The sequence below is a fragment of the Streptomyces naganishii JCM 4654 genome (genome assembly GCF_014650575.1).
In the GTDB taxonomy this organism is placed as follows: domain Bacteria; phylum Actinomycetota; class Actinomycetes; order Streptomycetales; family Streptomycetaceae; genus Streptomyces; species Streptomyces naganishii.
Genome location: NZ_BMVF01000010.1, coordinates 279,998 through 293,117, shown reverse-complemented (window position 1 = coordinate 293,117; position 13,120 = coordinate 279,998). Strand labels below are relative to the sequence as shown.

General features: G+C 72.5%; 11 protein-coding genes and 1 pseudogene. 9 read left to right on the top strand and 3 right to left on the bottom strand.

Features of this window, described 5'->3' with window-relative positions; translation table 11 throughout:
* A pseudogene (locus IE217_RS20620) lies at nt 1-99 on the bottom strand (UTP--glucose-1-phosphate uridylyltransferase); the annotation flags it as partial.
* Nucleotides 100-249: 150 nt separating this feature from the next.
* On the opposite strand from IE217_RS20620, the gene IE217_RS20615 reads away from it, so the two are divergent.
* Nucleotides 250-891, top strand: coding sequence for a 5-formyltetrahydrofolate cyclo-ligase (locus tag IE217_RS20615; protein ID WP_229865433.1), 642 nt, complete (start codon nt 250-252; stop codon nt 889-891).
* 83 nt (nt 892-974) lie between these two features.
* Here IE217_RS20615 and IE217_RS20610 read toward each other — a convergent pair whose 3' ends face one another.
* Nucleotides 975-3,836 carry a penicillin acylase family protein gene (locus tag IE217_RS20610; protein WP_190179366.1) on the bottom strand — a complete coding sequence of 954 codons (2,862 nt, stop codon included), beginning with the start codon at nt 3,834-3,836 and terminating at the stop codon, nt 975-977.
* A 211-nt stretch (nt 3,837-4,047) separates the two neighbouring features.
* On the opposite strand from IE217_RS20610, the gene IE217_RS20605 reads away from it, so the two are divergent.
* From IE217_RS20605 to mscL, 6 genes are all read left to right on the top strand, one after another.
* A complete protein-coding gene (locus IE217_RS20605; RefSeq protein ID WP_190179388.1) occupies nt 4,048-5,553 on the top strand; it encodes a potassium/proton antiporter in 1,506 nt (501 codons plus the stop codon).
* Nucleotides 5,554-6,016: 463 nt separating this feature from the next.
* The gene (locus IE217_RS20600) at nt 6,017-7,327 is read left to right on the top strand and encodes an MFS transporter (protein WP_190179365.1); all 1,311 of its coding nucleotides are present in this window, start codon (nt 6,017-6,019) and stop codon (nt 7,325-7,327) included.
* 67 nt (nt 7,328-7,394) lie between these two features.
* Nucleotides 7,395-7,697 (top strand): FmdB family zinc ribbon protein, encoded by a 303-nt coding sequence (locus IE217_RS20595; protein WP_190179364.1) that lies wholly within the window; start codon nt 7,395-7,397, stop codon nt 7,695-7,697.
* A gap of 173 nt (nt 7,698-7,870) precedes the next feature.
* The gene (locus tag IE217_RS20590) at nt 7,871-8,704 is read left to right on the top strand and encodes an S-methyl-5'-thioadenosine phosphorylase (RefSeq protein ID WP_190179363.1); all 834 of its coding nucleotides are present in this window, start codon (nt 7,871-7,873) and stop codon (nt 8,702-8,704) included.
* A gap of 315 nt (nt 8,705-9,019) precedes the next feature.
* A complete protein-coding gene (locus IE217_RS20585; protein ID WP_190179362.1) occupies nt 9,020-9,631 on the top strand; it encodes an RcpC/CpaB family pilus assembly protein in 612 nt (203 codons plus the stop codon).
* A 57-nt stretch (nt 9,632-9,688) separates the two neighbouring features.
* Nucleotides 9,689-10,147: a large conductance mechanosensitive channel protein MscL gene (gene mscL, locus IE217_RS20580; RefSeq protein WP_190179361.1), complete on the top strand. Its 459-nt coding sequence runs from the start codon at nt 9,689-9,691 to the stop codon at nt 10,145-10,147.
* 16 nt (nt 10,148-10,163) lie between these two features.
* Here the strand turns inward: mscL and IE217_RS20575 are convergent, their stop codons facing one another.
* Nucleotides 10,164-10,334 (bottom strand): hypothetical protein, encoded by a 171-nt coding sequence (locus tag IE217_RS20575; RefSeq protein ID WP_190179360.1) that lies wholly within the window; start codon nt 10,332-10,334, stop codon nt 10,164-10,166.
* Nucleotides 10,335-10,408: 74 nt separating this feature from the next.
* On the opposite strand from IE217_RS20575, the gene IE217_RS20570 reads away from it, so the two are divergent.
* Both IE217_RS20570 and IE217_RS20565 read left to right on the top strand, forming a co-directional pair.
* Nucleotides 10,409-11,668: a low temperature requirement protein A gene (locus IE217_RS20570; protein ID WP_190179359.1), complete on the top strand. Its 1,260-nt coding sequence runs from the start codon at nt 10,409-10,411 to the stop codon at nt 11,666-11,668.
* Between the two features lie 112 nt (nt 11,669-11,780).
* On the top strand, nt 11,781-12,809 hold the full coding sequence (locus tag IE217_RS20565) for a P1 family peptidase (RefSeq protein ID WP_190179358.1): 1,029 nt from the start codon (nt 11,781-11,783) through the stop codon (nt 12,807-12,809).
* Nucleotides 12,810-13,120 lie beyond the last annotated feature (311 nt).

Genomic DNA, 13,120 nt, shown 5'->3' with positions numbered 1-13,120 from the left:
CATCTCCTTGGGCGTGGCCTTCGTGGCCGGCAGGAACCGGGTACCGAGACCGGCCGCGGGCACGACCGCCTTGGTGATCCTCGGGTGCGACTGAGTCATGTCCGCAACCTTATCCGCTGACTTTGCATGGATCTGATGCCTCCGGTTTATTGATTCTCAGATGAGCGGCCGCCCCGGCGCATGAGAAAGCGGGCGGGCGGCCGATACGAAACCGCCGGGCGACTTGACGGGAAAGGGCGCGGAAACACTTTGAGCCACACGGGACGTACGACCGAGCCCGCCAAGCGCACCTTGCGCCGGGACCTCCTCGCCGCGAGGAACGCGCTGAGTACCGACGACGTACGGGAGGCGGCCGGCGCGCTGGCCCGGCGCGCGCTGGAGCTGCCCGAGCTGACGCGGGCGCGCACGGTGGCGGCGTACGTCTCCGTGGGCGCCGAACCCGGCACCCTCCCCCTGCTCGACGCGCTGCGCGCGCGGGACGTGCGCGTCCTGCTGCCCGCGCTGCTACCCGACAACAACCTGGACTGGGGCGCCTACGGCGGAGAGGGCTCCCTCGCGCGCGTGCAACACGGCGGCAGGATGGCGCTGTTCGAGCCGGCCGGGGAGCGCCTCGGTCCGGACGCGGTGACGTCCGCCGACGTGGTGCTGCTGCCGGGCGTCGCCGTCGACACGCGCGGGATGCGGCTGGGGCGCGGCGGAGGGTCCTACGACCGTGTGCTCGCGCGCCTGGAGCGGGCGGGCGCCGGTCCGGCACTGGTGGTGCTGCTGTACGACTCCGAGGTCGTCCGGCACGTCCCGGAGGAGCCGCACGACCGGCCGGTGCAGGCGGTGGTGACGCCGTCGGGCGTACGGCGGTTCACCGAGGGCGGCCGGGCCGTGCCCGGCGCCTGACGGCGGGCCGGGCCGGTACGACGGAGGCCCTCCACGCGCGCGTGGAGGGCCTTCGGTCCTCGCCGGCCGGTGTGCTCAGCCGGTCACGGGTTGAGGACCAGCCGGTCGCTCGTGCTCTTGTCGACCGCGTCCGGCGAGAACGACCAGGGCAGCAGCTCGCCCTTGGCCCACTTGCCCGTCTGGTCGGTGTAGTGGGCGCTGAAGGCGTGCCCCGAGGCGCCGGTGAGGTTGATCCACTTGGACTTGTCGAGGTCGGCGAGGTTGACCACCATCCGCATGGACGGCACCCACACCACGCCGTAGCCGCCGGCCGCGTTCCACCCGGAGGCGTTGACCGCGGCCTCGCCGCCGCTGAGCTTCCAGGGGCCGCGGTTGAGGACGTACTGCAGGAAGCCGGGGCCCTCGGTGCCCAGGGTCTGGTTCTTCAGGAACAGCCGGTGCAGCCGTCCCCAGCTCCAGGTGTCGATGTCCTTGCCGAGCTTGGCGGTCAGCTCCCAGCGGGCGTCGATCATGGCGCGCGCGAACAGCTCGTCGCGGTTGTCGGCCTTGGGGCGGGTGCCCGACGCCGGCGTCTTCCACCAGTCGCTGTTCTGGTCGTCCATCAGGTTGCGCACGACCTCGAACCAGCGGTCGCCGCCGTCCGGCTGCGCCTGGTCGGCGTCGCGCTCGCCGCACTCGCGGACCTTGCTGGTCTCGTCCACCGGGCCGGTGTTGTCGGCCGGTTCGACCCACAGGCACTGGCCCTTCACCCGCAGCTCCTTGGGCAGCTTGTTGCCGAAGGCCAGCTTGAGGATGTTGCGCCAGACCGCGTTGAAGTAGGCGGCCGCCGCCGAGTCGGCGTCCTGGGTGTAGTCCCAGCCCTCCAGGAGCTTCTGCGCCTGGCGGACGTCCTTGTCCTTGAGGTCGATCTTCAGCAGCTTGGGCACCAGGAGCTTGGCGATCTCGCTGCTGTTGTCCGTCTGCATCTGGCGCATGTCGTCGGTGGAGATCTTGCCGCCGCCGTCGATCTTGGACTGGATGAGGTCGGTGATCCGCTGGCTGCGGGTGCCGTAACCCCAGTCCGTGGTCAGTGTGTACGGGTACTTGTCCGGGTCTATCACGGCCTGGTTGGCGGTGACGATGTAGCCGCGCTTGGGGTTGTACTCGTAGGGCAGCTGGTCCTGCTTGATGTAGCCGGTCCAGTCGTACTTGGAGTCCCAGCCGGGCGCCGGGATGGAGCCGTCGTCGTTCTTCGCGCGCGTGGGGATGCGGCCGGGCAGCGTGTAGCCGATGTTCCCCTCGGTGTCGGCGTAGATCAGGTTCTGCGAGGGCACGTCGAACAGCGCGGCCGCCGAGCGGAAGCCGGTGAAGTCCTTCGCCCTGTCGATGGCGAAGACGGCGTCCATGGTGGTGCCCGGCTGGAGCGCGGTCCACTTCAGGGCGATCGCGTAGCCGTCGCCGCGGTCCGGGGCGGCGGTGTTGACCTGGGCCTTCTTGCCGACCTTGACGAGTTCGTCGTCACGGTCGGACAGCAGGGGGCCGTTCTCGGTCTCGCGGACGACGATCGTCTTGGACGCGCCGCCGGCGACCTTGATGGTCTCCTGGCGCGTCCTGAACGGCACGGTCTTGTTGTCCCGCAGATAGCCGTCGCCGCTGAGCTTCTCCAGGTACAGGTCGGTGACGTCGACGCCGGAGTTGGTCATGCCCCAGGCGATGTCCTGGTTGTGGCCGATGACCACGCCGGGCATGCCCGCGAAGGTGTAGCCGGTGACGTCGTAGGGGCACGCGCTGGAGATCGAGCGGCAGTGCAGGCCCATCTGGTACCAGACCGAGGGCAGCGAGGCCGACAGGTGCGGGTCGTTGGCCAGCAGCGGCTTGCCGGTGATCGTGTACTTGCCGGAGACGACCCAGGAGTTGGAGCCGATGCCGTTGCCGTTGACGCCGACGGCCGTGGGGAGGTTGTCCATGACGTCGTGCAGGCCCATGAGCTGACCCTGGATCCCGGAGCCCGCGGAGGTGCCGGACGTGGCGCCGGACGTCGTGCCGGCGGTCCCGGTGCCGCCGGTGGCGCCGCCCGTGGTCCCCGCCGTCGTCCGGGCCGTGCCCGAGGTGCCCGTGGAGGTGCCCGAGGCGCCTGTCGAGGTGCCCGTGCCCGTCGAGGTGCCGGTGGTGGCGCCGCCGCCCTGAAACGTCCTGGTGAGCGCGTCGTACTGGCCCTGCGTGACGATCGCCTTGTGCCGGCTGTAGGGGTAGTCCGGGTAGAGGTCCTTGATCTGCTTGGGTCCGAGGCGGCTGGTCATCAGGGCGCGGTCGATCTCGTCCTGCATGTTGCCGCGCAGGTCCCAGGCCATCGCCTTCAGCCACGACACCGAGTCGACGGGGGTCCACTGGGCGGGCTTGTAGTCGTTGGTGAAGCCCAGGGCCGCGTACTCCAGGGAGATGTCCTTGGCGTCCCGGCCCTTGAGGTAGGCGTTGACCCCCGCGGAGTACGCCTGGAGGTACTTCTTGGTGGAGGCCGACAGCTTGCTGTCGTACTCCTCCTTGGCGACCCGGTCCCAGCCGAGGGTGCGCAGGAACTCGTCGTTCTTGACCTGGCCCTTGCCGAACATCTCCGACAGGCGCCCGGAGGTCATGTGCCGGCGGACGTCCATCTCGTAGAAGCGGTCCTGCGCCTGGACGTAGCCCTGCGCCATGAACAGGTCGGCGGCGGAGGAGGCGTAGACCTGCGGGATGCCGTAGCCGTCGCGCTTGACGTCGACGGGTCCCGACAGGCCCTGGAGCGTGATGGAGCCCTTGGTCTGCGGGAAGGAGGCGCGCACCGTACTGATCGACCAGTAGGCCCCGTAGGCGATGCCTCCGATGATGGCCAGAACCAGGACGAGCCCGACCAGTCGGGCTTTTCGCCCCTTCTTCCTGCCGGACTTGCCGGGCTTGTCACCCGTTGAGGCGGTGGTGTTGGGGGGCATCGCTGTCCTTGCTGTCCTAACGCGAGCGGCAGGCGGTACTGGAGTGCTGGAGCAACCATAGGCGCAGGGCCCGATGGCACTTGACGCGGAGTCGGGTCCCGACGCGGACGGGCGTTCGATCTTGCCCCGCGAAGCGTCAAGAAAGCGTCAAGAGTTAGGTAAGGTAACGAAGTAACCGGAGAGCCCGGAGAACTCGGGGAAGGAACCGCCGCTGACTGTCCACCACCTCAACCAGCTCCTGCTCGCCTGTTCGCTCGTCCTGCTCGTCGCCGTGGCAGCGGTACGGATCTCCTCGCGCAGCGGGCTGCCCAGCCTGCTCGTCTACCTCGGGATCGGCGTCGTCATCGGTCAGGACGGCCTCGGCCACGTGCACTTCAGCAACGCCGAGCTGACCCAGATCATCGGCTACGCCGCCCTGGTCGTGATCCTCGCCGAGGGCGGTCTGGGAACGAAGTGGAAGGAGATCAGACCGGTCCTTCCGGCCGCCTCCGTACTGGCGCTGGTGGGTGTCGCGGTGAGCGTGGGGATCACCGCGGCGGGTGCGCACTACCTCAGCGGGCTCGACTGGCGGCAGTCGCTCATCATCGGCGCGGTGGTCTCCTCCACGGACGCGGCGGCCGTCTTCTCGGTGCTGCGCCGCATCCCGCTGCCCGCGCGCGTGACGGGCACTCTGGAGGCCGAGTCCGGCTTCAACGACGCCCCGGTGGTCATCCTCGTCGTCGCCTTCTCCTCCGCGGGACCGGTCGAGCACTGGTACGTCCTGGTGGGCGAGATAGCCCTCGAACTGGCCATCGGCGCGGCCATCGGCCTCGCGGTCGGCTGGCTCGGCTCCTGGGGCCTCAAGCACGTCGCGCTGCCCGCGTCCGGCCTCTACCCGATCGCCGTCATGGCGATCGCCGTCACCGCCTACGCCGCCGGCGCGCTCGCCCACGGCAGCGGCTTCCTCGCCGTTTACCTGGCCTCGATGGTGCTCGGCAACGCCAAGCTGCCGCACTGGCCGGCCACGCGCGGCTTCGCCGAGGGGCTCGGCTGGATCGCGCAGATCGGCATGTTCGTCCTGCTCGGTCTGCTCGTCACCCCGCACGAACTGGGCGACGACGTCCTGCCCGCGCTCGTCATCGGCCTGGTGCTGACCATGGTGGCGCGGCCGCTGAGCGTGGTGGCCAGCCTGCTGCCCTTCCGGGTGCCGTGGCAGGAGCAGACCCTGATGTCCTGGGCCGGGCTGCGCGGCGCGGTGCCCATCATCCTGGCGACCATCCCCATGGTGAACGGCGTCACGGGCAGCCGCCGCATCTTCAACATCGTCTTCGTCCTGGTCGTCGCCTACACCCTGCTCCAGGGTCCGACGCTCCCGTGGCTGGCCCGCACGCTGCGCCTGGGCAAAGGCCCGGAGGCCGCCGACCTCGGCATCGAGGCGGCGCCCCTGGAGCGGCTGCGCGGCCATCTGCTGTCCGTGGCCATCCCGGAGGGCTCACGGATGCACGGCGTCGAGATCAACGAGCTGCGGCTGCCCGCGGGGTCCGCGGTCACGCTGGTCGTGCGCGAGGGTGAATCGTTTGTCCCCCTGCCGACGACGGCCCTGCGCCGCGGCGACGAGCTCCTGGTGGTCGCCACCGACCCCGTCCGCGAGGCCGCCGAACGACGACTGCGCGCGGTCGGCCGGGGCGGCAAACTGGCCGGCTGGCTGGGCACGAACGACAACGGCGAGAGCCTGTAGAACCCCGGCGACGGGCACCCCGCGCGGGAGCGCCGGGTGCCTGCGGAGCCCGGCGGCAGCATCCCGCGCGGGGGCGCCGGGTGCCTGCAGAGCCCGGCGGCAGCATCCCGCGCGGGGGCGCCCCGGGCCGGTGCGCCCGGCGGCGGAGCATCCCGCGCGGGAGCGGCGACGGCCCCTGACGGCAGAGGCGGCGGCCGGTGAGCCCGACGGCGATGCGCCCCGCGCGGGAGCGGCCGTGGGCCCTGACGGCAGCGGCGGCACCCCGTAGGGGCTGGGTGATCGCTGTACCATGAAGGCGCACCTGATCGAACCAACTCTGCCTGACGCAGAGCTGGCGCGACCGTATGGCGGCCGGGCAGCCACCCGCGTGGGCACCGGCATCTACCGCAGTCCGCGCAAGAGGACAGCTCTCGGCGTGCCCGTAACCCGGGGCCGCGCTACCAGGCGGCAGAAAGGCACGGCCGTGGGATCCACGGTCACCACCCCTGAGCCGGCGAAGAACGCGCCGGCCCCCGCCCGCCCCGGATACGGGCAGTTGCTGCGCACCCGCGGCGCCTGGACGTTCCTGCTCCCCGGCTTCGCCGCGCGCCAGCCGTTCGCGATGCTCACCCTCTCCATCGTGCTGCTGGTGCAGCACACCACCGGCTCCTACGGCGTCGCGGGCGCCACCGCCGCCGTCACCGGCGTCTCCATGGCGCTGTTCGCGCCCTACAGCGGGCGGCTCGCCGACCGCCACGGCCAGCGCGCCGTGCTGGTCCCCGGCGTCCTGGTGCACGCCATGGCTGGCCTGTCGCTGACCGCGCTCGCCCTGGCGCACGCCCCCCTGTGGGCGCTGTTCGCCGCGGCCGTGCCGACCGGCGCCTCGGTGCCGCAGGTCGGGCCGATGGTGCGGGCCCGCTGGGGCGTCACCCTCGGCGACTCGCCGCTGATGAGCACCGCGGCGGCCTTCGAGTCCGTCACCGACGAGCTGACCTTCGTCGTCGGTCCGCTGCTGGCCACCGCGCTGTGCACGGCCGTCGCACCGGCGGCCGGCCTGGTCACCGAGGCCGCGCTGACCCTGGCCGGCGGCCTGCTGTTCGCCGCGCAGAAGCGCACCCAGCCGCGCACGGAGCGGGCCGCCGCGGCGGGCGGCGGGCACGCGCGCGTGGAGCACGCCTCCGCCCTGAGTGTGCCCGGCGTGCGCGTGCTGGTCGTGACCTTCCTCGGCATCGGCTCGGTCTTCGGCGGCATGCAGGTCTCGCTGGCCGCGTTCACCGAGTCCATCGGCGAGCCCGGCCTCAACGGCGTCCTGTACGGCACCTTCGCCGCGGGCAACATGCTCTCCGGCGTCGTCTGCGGGGCGATGGCCTGGAAGGTGGCTCCGCAGCGCCGGCTGCTCCTCGGCTACACCGCGCTCGCGCTGGCCGCCTCCGCCCTGTGGACCGCGCATTCGGTGCTTCTGCTGGCCGCCCTCGGCCTGCTGGTAGGCATGTGCATCGCGCCCGCCCTCATCACCGGCTACACCCTGGTGGAGGGCCTGGTCCCGGCCGGGGCGCGCACCGAGGCGTTCACCTGGCTCACCGGGGCGGTCGCGCTCGGCCAGGCGGCCGCCGTCACCGTCGCCGGGCAACTGGAGGACCGCCTGTGGGGCGGCGCCGGGTTCCTGGTCCCGATGGCGGGCACTCTCCTCGCCCTGGCGACCCTGGTGACCCTCAGGACACGGCTTTCGGCCCCCGCCCGGAGCCGTACCGTCGCACGTGGCGTCGGTCACCGCTCCTCCGTCGCAGTGGACTGATCCCCGGGAATACGTCACTATGGATCGTCGTTAGCACTCATCGAGTGAGAGTGCCAGGAGGAAGACAGTGCCCACCTATCAGTACCAGTGCACCGAGTGCGGCGAGGGCCTCGAGGCGGTGCAGAAGTTCACCGACGACGCGCTGACCGAGTGCCCGAGCTGCAGTGGCCGCCTGAAGAAGGTGTTCTCCGCGGTCGGCATTGTCTTCAAGGGCTCCGGTTTCTACCGCAACGACAGCCGCGGCTCCTCCTCGAGCAGCAGCCCGGCCTCGTCGAAGCCGTCGAGCTCCTCGTCGTCCTCGACCTCATCGTCGTCGGACTCGGGCTCGTCGTCCTCCTCCACGAGCTCGGCCGGCAGCTCCGCGGCCTGACGCCTCTTCGCCCCTGACCCCGCCGTCACGACGGCGGGGTCGCAGGTGTACCCGGGGGCGGGACGCCCCGGGACGAGGTGCCCGAGGACGGGACGGCCCGGGGTGAGGTGCATGAGGACGGGGTCTTCCAGGGCGGGTCCGCGGCTCGGGTGCGGGCGGCTAGTGTGCTGGCCATGGCGAACGCAGAGATCGGTGTCATCGGCGGTTCCGGCTTCTACTCCTTCCTGGAGGACGTGACCGAGGTCCAGGTGAACACGCCGTACGGGGCGCCCAGCGACTCCCTCTTCCTCGGCGAGGTCGCCGGCCGGCGGGTCGCCTTCCTGCCCCGGCACGGCCGCGGCCACCACCTCGCGCCGCACCGCATCAACTACCGGGCGAACCTCTGGGCGCTGCGCTCGCTGGGTGTGCGCCAGGTCCTCGGCCCCTGCGCGGTGGGCGGCCTGCGCCCCGAGTACGGCCCGGGAACGCTGCTCGTGCCGGACCAGTTCGTCGACCGTACGAAGTCCCGTGCGCAGACCTATTTCGACGGGCTGCCGCTGCCGGACGGCGCCGTGCCGAACGTCGTGCACGTCTCCCTCGCCGACCCCTACTGCCCCACCGGGCGGGCCGCCGCGCTGAAGGCGGCGCGCGGACGGGACTGGGAGGCCGTCGACGGCGGCACCCTGGTCGTGGTCGAGGGGCCGCGCTTCTCGACGCGTGCCGAATCGTTGTGGCACCAGGCGCAGGGCTGGTCGGTGGTGGGCATGACCGGCCACCCCGAGGCCGCGCTCGCCCGGGAGCTGGAGCTCTGCTACACCTCGCTGACCCTGGTGACCGACCTCGACGCGGGCGCGGAGAGCGGCGAGGGCGTCTCGCACGAGGAGGTGCTGCGGGTGTTCGCGGCGAACGTGGAGCGGCTGCGGGGCGTGCTGTTCGACGCGGTGGCCGCACTGCCCGCGACCGGGGAGCGGGACTGCCTGTGCGCGAACGCGCTGGGGGGGATGGACCCGGGCTTCGCGCTGCCGTAGGGGCGGACAGGGTCGCTGGTACGAGCGCCGGCATGGGGCTGGTACGGGGCGGCGGCCGACGGAACCTCACGTTCGGGTGAGGGAGTTGTCCACAACCGGCGGGTAACGCACCGGCTCCGGCGGGCGCCGGCGGGATGCCTCATCGTGGCATGCGCAAGCGGCATCCGCTCAGGCCGGTGCCGGTCCTCCGCTCCAGGTGGTGGTGACCCCGTGTCCGTGTCCTCGTCGTCCTCGCCTTCGCTGCCCTCCCTCCCCTCCCTTCTCCGCTCCGGGCCGCCCGGGCCGCCCATGCAGTCGGCGCCGTCCGTGCCGTCCATGCAGTCCGTGTCTATGCCCTCGGGGCCGTACCAGCCCGGCGCCGAGGCCCCCGCGACCTGCGAGGTTCCGTACTTCGCGCCGGTGCGGGTGCGGGGTGGGCGGCATCAGCTGCTGCGTCTGCTACGGCACCGCAGGCGGGCCGTGGCGGCCGGGCTCGCCGTGACGGCGGCCGCGCTCGTGGCGGCCGGCCCCAGGAACGCACCCCATGCGCGGGGCACCTCCGATCCTCCGGACACGGCGGGCCCCGCCCGCGGCGGACCGTCCCGCGGTCACCCGGCGCCGCCGGCGGAGCGTGCCCGGGAACAGGCCGGGGAGGACGGCTCCGGCACGGTGACCGTGCCGGTGCGCATCGCCGACGCGGCCACCGTCCGGCTGCTGCGCCCCGGTGACCGGGTCGACGTCATCGCGGCCGAGGACCCGGCGGCGGGCGGACAGGCCCACGTGGTGGCGCGCGGGGCCACGGTGTCGAGGGTCCCGGAGGCGGAGAAGACGCCGGCCGGGAACGGGAGCGACAGCGGGGCGCTGGTCGTGCTGTCGGTGCCGCGCGCGACCGCGGCGCGCCTCGCGGGGGCGGGCGTCACCACCCGGCTGGCGGTAACCCTGTGCTGACACGTAGGTTGCGAAGCTGTTCGTTCCACGACCGGCATGTCCTAGGAGGGCCCGCAGGTGAGCAAGGAGAAGGACCCGAGCGTCTGGCATGGCTTCAAGGCCTTCCTGATGCGTGGGAACGTCGTCGATCTGGCGGTCGCGGTGGTCGTCGGCGCCGCCTTCAGCAACATCGTCAACTCGGTGGTGAAGGGCGTCATCAACCCGGTCGTCGGGGCGATCGGCACCAAGAACCTCGACCACTACAGCTCGTGCCTGAGCACGACCTGCAAGGGGGATCAGGGCATCCAGATAATGTGGGGCTCGGTCCTCGGCGCCACCCTCCAGTTCCTGATCACCGCGGCGGTGGTCTACTTCCTGATGGTGCTGCCGATGGCGAGGTTCCTGGCCCGCCAGGAGGCCCGCAGGAAGGCGCGCGAGGGCACGCAGGAGGTCGTCGACGTGACCGAACTGCAGGTGCTCAAGGAGATCCGCGACGAGCTGGTCGCCCAGCGCGGCCCGGAGCACGCGGCGCGGTAGGGCTTCGCCGCCGGCCTCAGAGGTGGTGGGGCGGCTTCTCGTCGAGGAAGCGCTTGAGGTCGGATGCGGAGTCGCCGCCCGGCCGCTCGCCCCAGCCGCGGTCGGTGTCGTCCGTGGACTGCTGGTTCAGCGGGTCGTCGAAGATCAGCGCGTTCTTCGGGTCGTTCGGCTCGGGGGCGGTGCTCATGCCTCCAGGGTACGGTCACCCCGCGGCGTGGCCGTCGTGGGCATGCCCGGCCGGTTTCTGCTGTGCTGTGACTCATGACGTCCAGTTCCGACCCGGCGGCCGGCCCCGCCGGGCGCCCGTCGCATCCGTCGCGTCCCTCCCCGGCCCCCCGCCTGCTGCGCCCGCTGACCTCGCGCGGGCGCGGCGAGGCGCACCGGGTCGCCTCGCCGCTCGAGCTCTTCTTCGACCTGTGCTTCGTCGTGGCCGTCGCCCAGGCGGGCGTGGAGCTGGTGCAGGCGGTGGCGGAGGGCCGGGCCGGGCACGGCATCCTGAACTACGCGATGGCGTTCTTCGCCATCTGGTGGGCCTGGGTGAACTTCGCTTGGTTCGCCTCGGCGTACGACAACGACGACGTGCTCTACCGGGTCGTCACCCTGGTCCAGATCGCGGGCGTGCTGGTGCTCGCCGCCGGGATCACGCGGGCGTTCGCCAGTCACGACTTCCTGGTGGTGTGGCTCGGCTATGTGATCATGCGGCTGGCGATGGTGTTCCAGTGGCTGCGGGCCGCGCGCTGGGCAGGGGGCGGCGAACGGCTCATGGCGCTGCGGTACGCGGGCGGCGTGCTGCTGTGCCAGGTCGGCTGGCTGGGCCTGGTGCTGCTGCCGGAGCCGGCCCGGCCGTGGGTGTTCCTGGTGATGGCGGTCCTGGAGCTGTGCGTGCCGCTGTACGCGGAGAAGGACTCCACGTCCTCCTGGCATCCGCATCACATCGCCGAGCGCTACGGGCTGTTCACCATCATCGTGCTGGGCGAGACGATCGCGTCGGCCACGGTCGCGGTGAAGTCGGGAGTGGAGGAGCACGACGCGCTGGGCGAGCTGCTGCCGATCGCGGCGGGCGGTCTGCTGATCGTGTTCTCGGCGTGGTGGATCTACTTCGTGGTGCCGATCCACGGCCATCTGCGCTCCAACCGGCAGTCGTTCCTGTGGGGATACGGCCACTACCTGGTCCTCGCCGCGGCGGCGGCGATCGGCGCCGGGCTGGAGGTGGCGGTGGAGCAGGCCGTCGGCAGGTCGCATCTGGCCGCCCTGGAGGCCTCGGCGGCCGTGACCCTGCCGACCGCGCTGTACCTGATCACCGTCTGGGCGCTGCACTCACGGCACTACAAGGTCGGCATCGCGCAGCAGCTCGTACTGCCCAGCACGGCCCTGCTGGTGATCTGCTGCACCTTCCTCGGGGCGTGGGCGGTCCTCGCGGCGGGGCTCGTTTCGGCGCTCGCGGTGGCGACCGGGGTCACGCTGACGGCCCGCCGGGCCGCGCACGGAGGCGGTGAGCAGCCGGCGAGGCAGGCCGCCTGAGCACGGGGAGCGGGAGCGGGAGCGGGGAGGGCGGTGGGGAAGGGGGCGGGGAGGGGGCGGGGAGGGGGCGGGGAGGGGGCGGGGAGGGGAGGGGGCGGGGAGACTGGCCCCCATGACAGTTGACGCGTTGACGGACGTCGCCGGTGTCCGGGTGGGGCATGCGACGCGCAGGGGCCGCGGGTGGCTCACCGGTACCACGGTCGTGCTCGCCCCGGAGGGCGGGGCCGTGGCCGCGGTGGATGTGCGCGGCGGTGGACCGGGCACCAAGGAGACCGACGCCCTGGACCCGAGGAACCTGGTGCGGACGGTGGAGGCGGTGGTGCTGACAGGGGGCAGCGCGTACGGGCTGGACGCCGCCTCCGGGGTGATGGCGTGGCTGGAGGAGCGGGGGCGCGGGGTGCGCGTCGGGCCCGATCCGGCGCACGTCGTGCCGGTGGTGCCGGCCGCCTGCGTCTTCGACCTGGGCCGGGGCGGCGATTTCCGGGCCCGCCCGGACGCGGCCACCGGGCGGGAGGCGGTGGAAGCGGCGGCGGCGAGCGCGCCGGGCGCCCCTGTGGCCGAGGGCTGTGTCGGCGCCGGGACGGGAGCGACCGTGGGGCCCGTCAAGGGCGGGCTGGGCACCGCGAGCACGGTGCTGGACTCGGGTGTCACGGTGGCGGCCCTGGTGGTGGCCAACGCGGCCGGGTCGGCGGTGGACCCCGAAACGGGCGTCCTGTACGGGGAGTTGTTCCAGGGGCGGGTGACCTACCCGGAGCGGCGGGTCCACGAGGCGGCGCGGGAGCGGCTCGCCGGGACCGCCGCGCGGAACACTCCACCCCCGCTGAACACCACGCTCGCCGTGGTCGCCACCGACGCGGACCTGTCCAGGGCGCAGGCGCAGAAGCTGGCCGGGACCGCGCACGACGGCATCGCGCGCGCCGTGCGCCCGGTGCACCTGCTCAACGACGGGGACACGGTGTTCGCGCTCGCCACCGGCGCCCGGCCGCTGGATGCGGGCGCCCCGCTCGCCCTCAACGAGATCCTCGCGGCGGGCGCGGACCAGGTGACCCGGGCGATCGTGCGGGCGGTACGCGCCGCCGGGTCGGTGGACGGACCGGGCGGCGCGTGGCCGGCGTACGGGGAGTTGTACGGCCCGCGCTGAACGGCGGGCAGGCTGCGCCGCGGTGGGGTCGACGGACCGGCAACTCGGGCCGGATGGCGCCGCGGTGTAATCCGGTGGTCCGGCAGGTCGCGGCAGCCGGCGGTGCCGTGGTGTCCGGTCGGCCGTCATGTTGCCGTGAACGGTGCCCTGTTGAGGCCGGGTCGGTGTCCCTCATGTCGCGGCGGGAGCACGAATGTCCCGGTTCTGTCACGTGCCGGCGTTCGGGGCCGACGCCGGGAACCCGCGCGGGCGGTGGCTCCCTCTTCACCCACGCATCGCAGCGGATCACCTTCCCTTTCACGAATCTGGAG

Coding starts and splice junctions, on each gene's coding strand:
- IE217_RS20585 (WP_190179362.1), top strand. CDS start 9,020: ATGCAGTCCGTGTCTATGCCCTCGGGGCCGTACCAGCCCGGCGCCGAG.
- IE217_RS20575 (WP_190179360.1), bottom strand. CDS start 10,334: ATGAGCACCGCCCCCGAGCCGAACGACCCGAAGAACGCGCTGATCTTC.
- IE217_RS20565 (WP_190179358.1), top strand. CDS start 11,781: ATGACAGTTGACGCGTTGACGGACGTCGCCGGTGTCCGGGTGGGGCAT.
- IE217_RS20570 (WP_190179359.1), top strand. CDS start 10,409: ATGACGTCCAGTTCCGACCCGGCGGCCGGCCCCGCCGGGCGCCCGTCG.
- IE217_RS20590 (WP_190179363.1), top strand. CDS start 7,871: ATGGCGAACGCAGAGATCGGTGTCATCGGCGGTTCCGGCTTCTACTCC.
- IE217_RS20610 (WP_190179366.1), bottom strand. CDS start 3,836: ATGCCCCCCAACACCACCGCCTCAACGGGTGACAAGCCCGGCAAGTCC.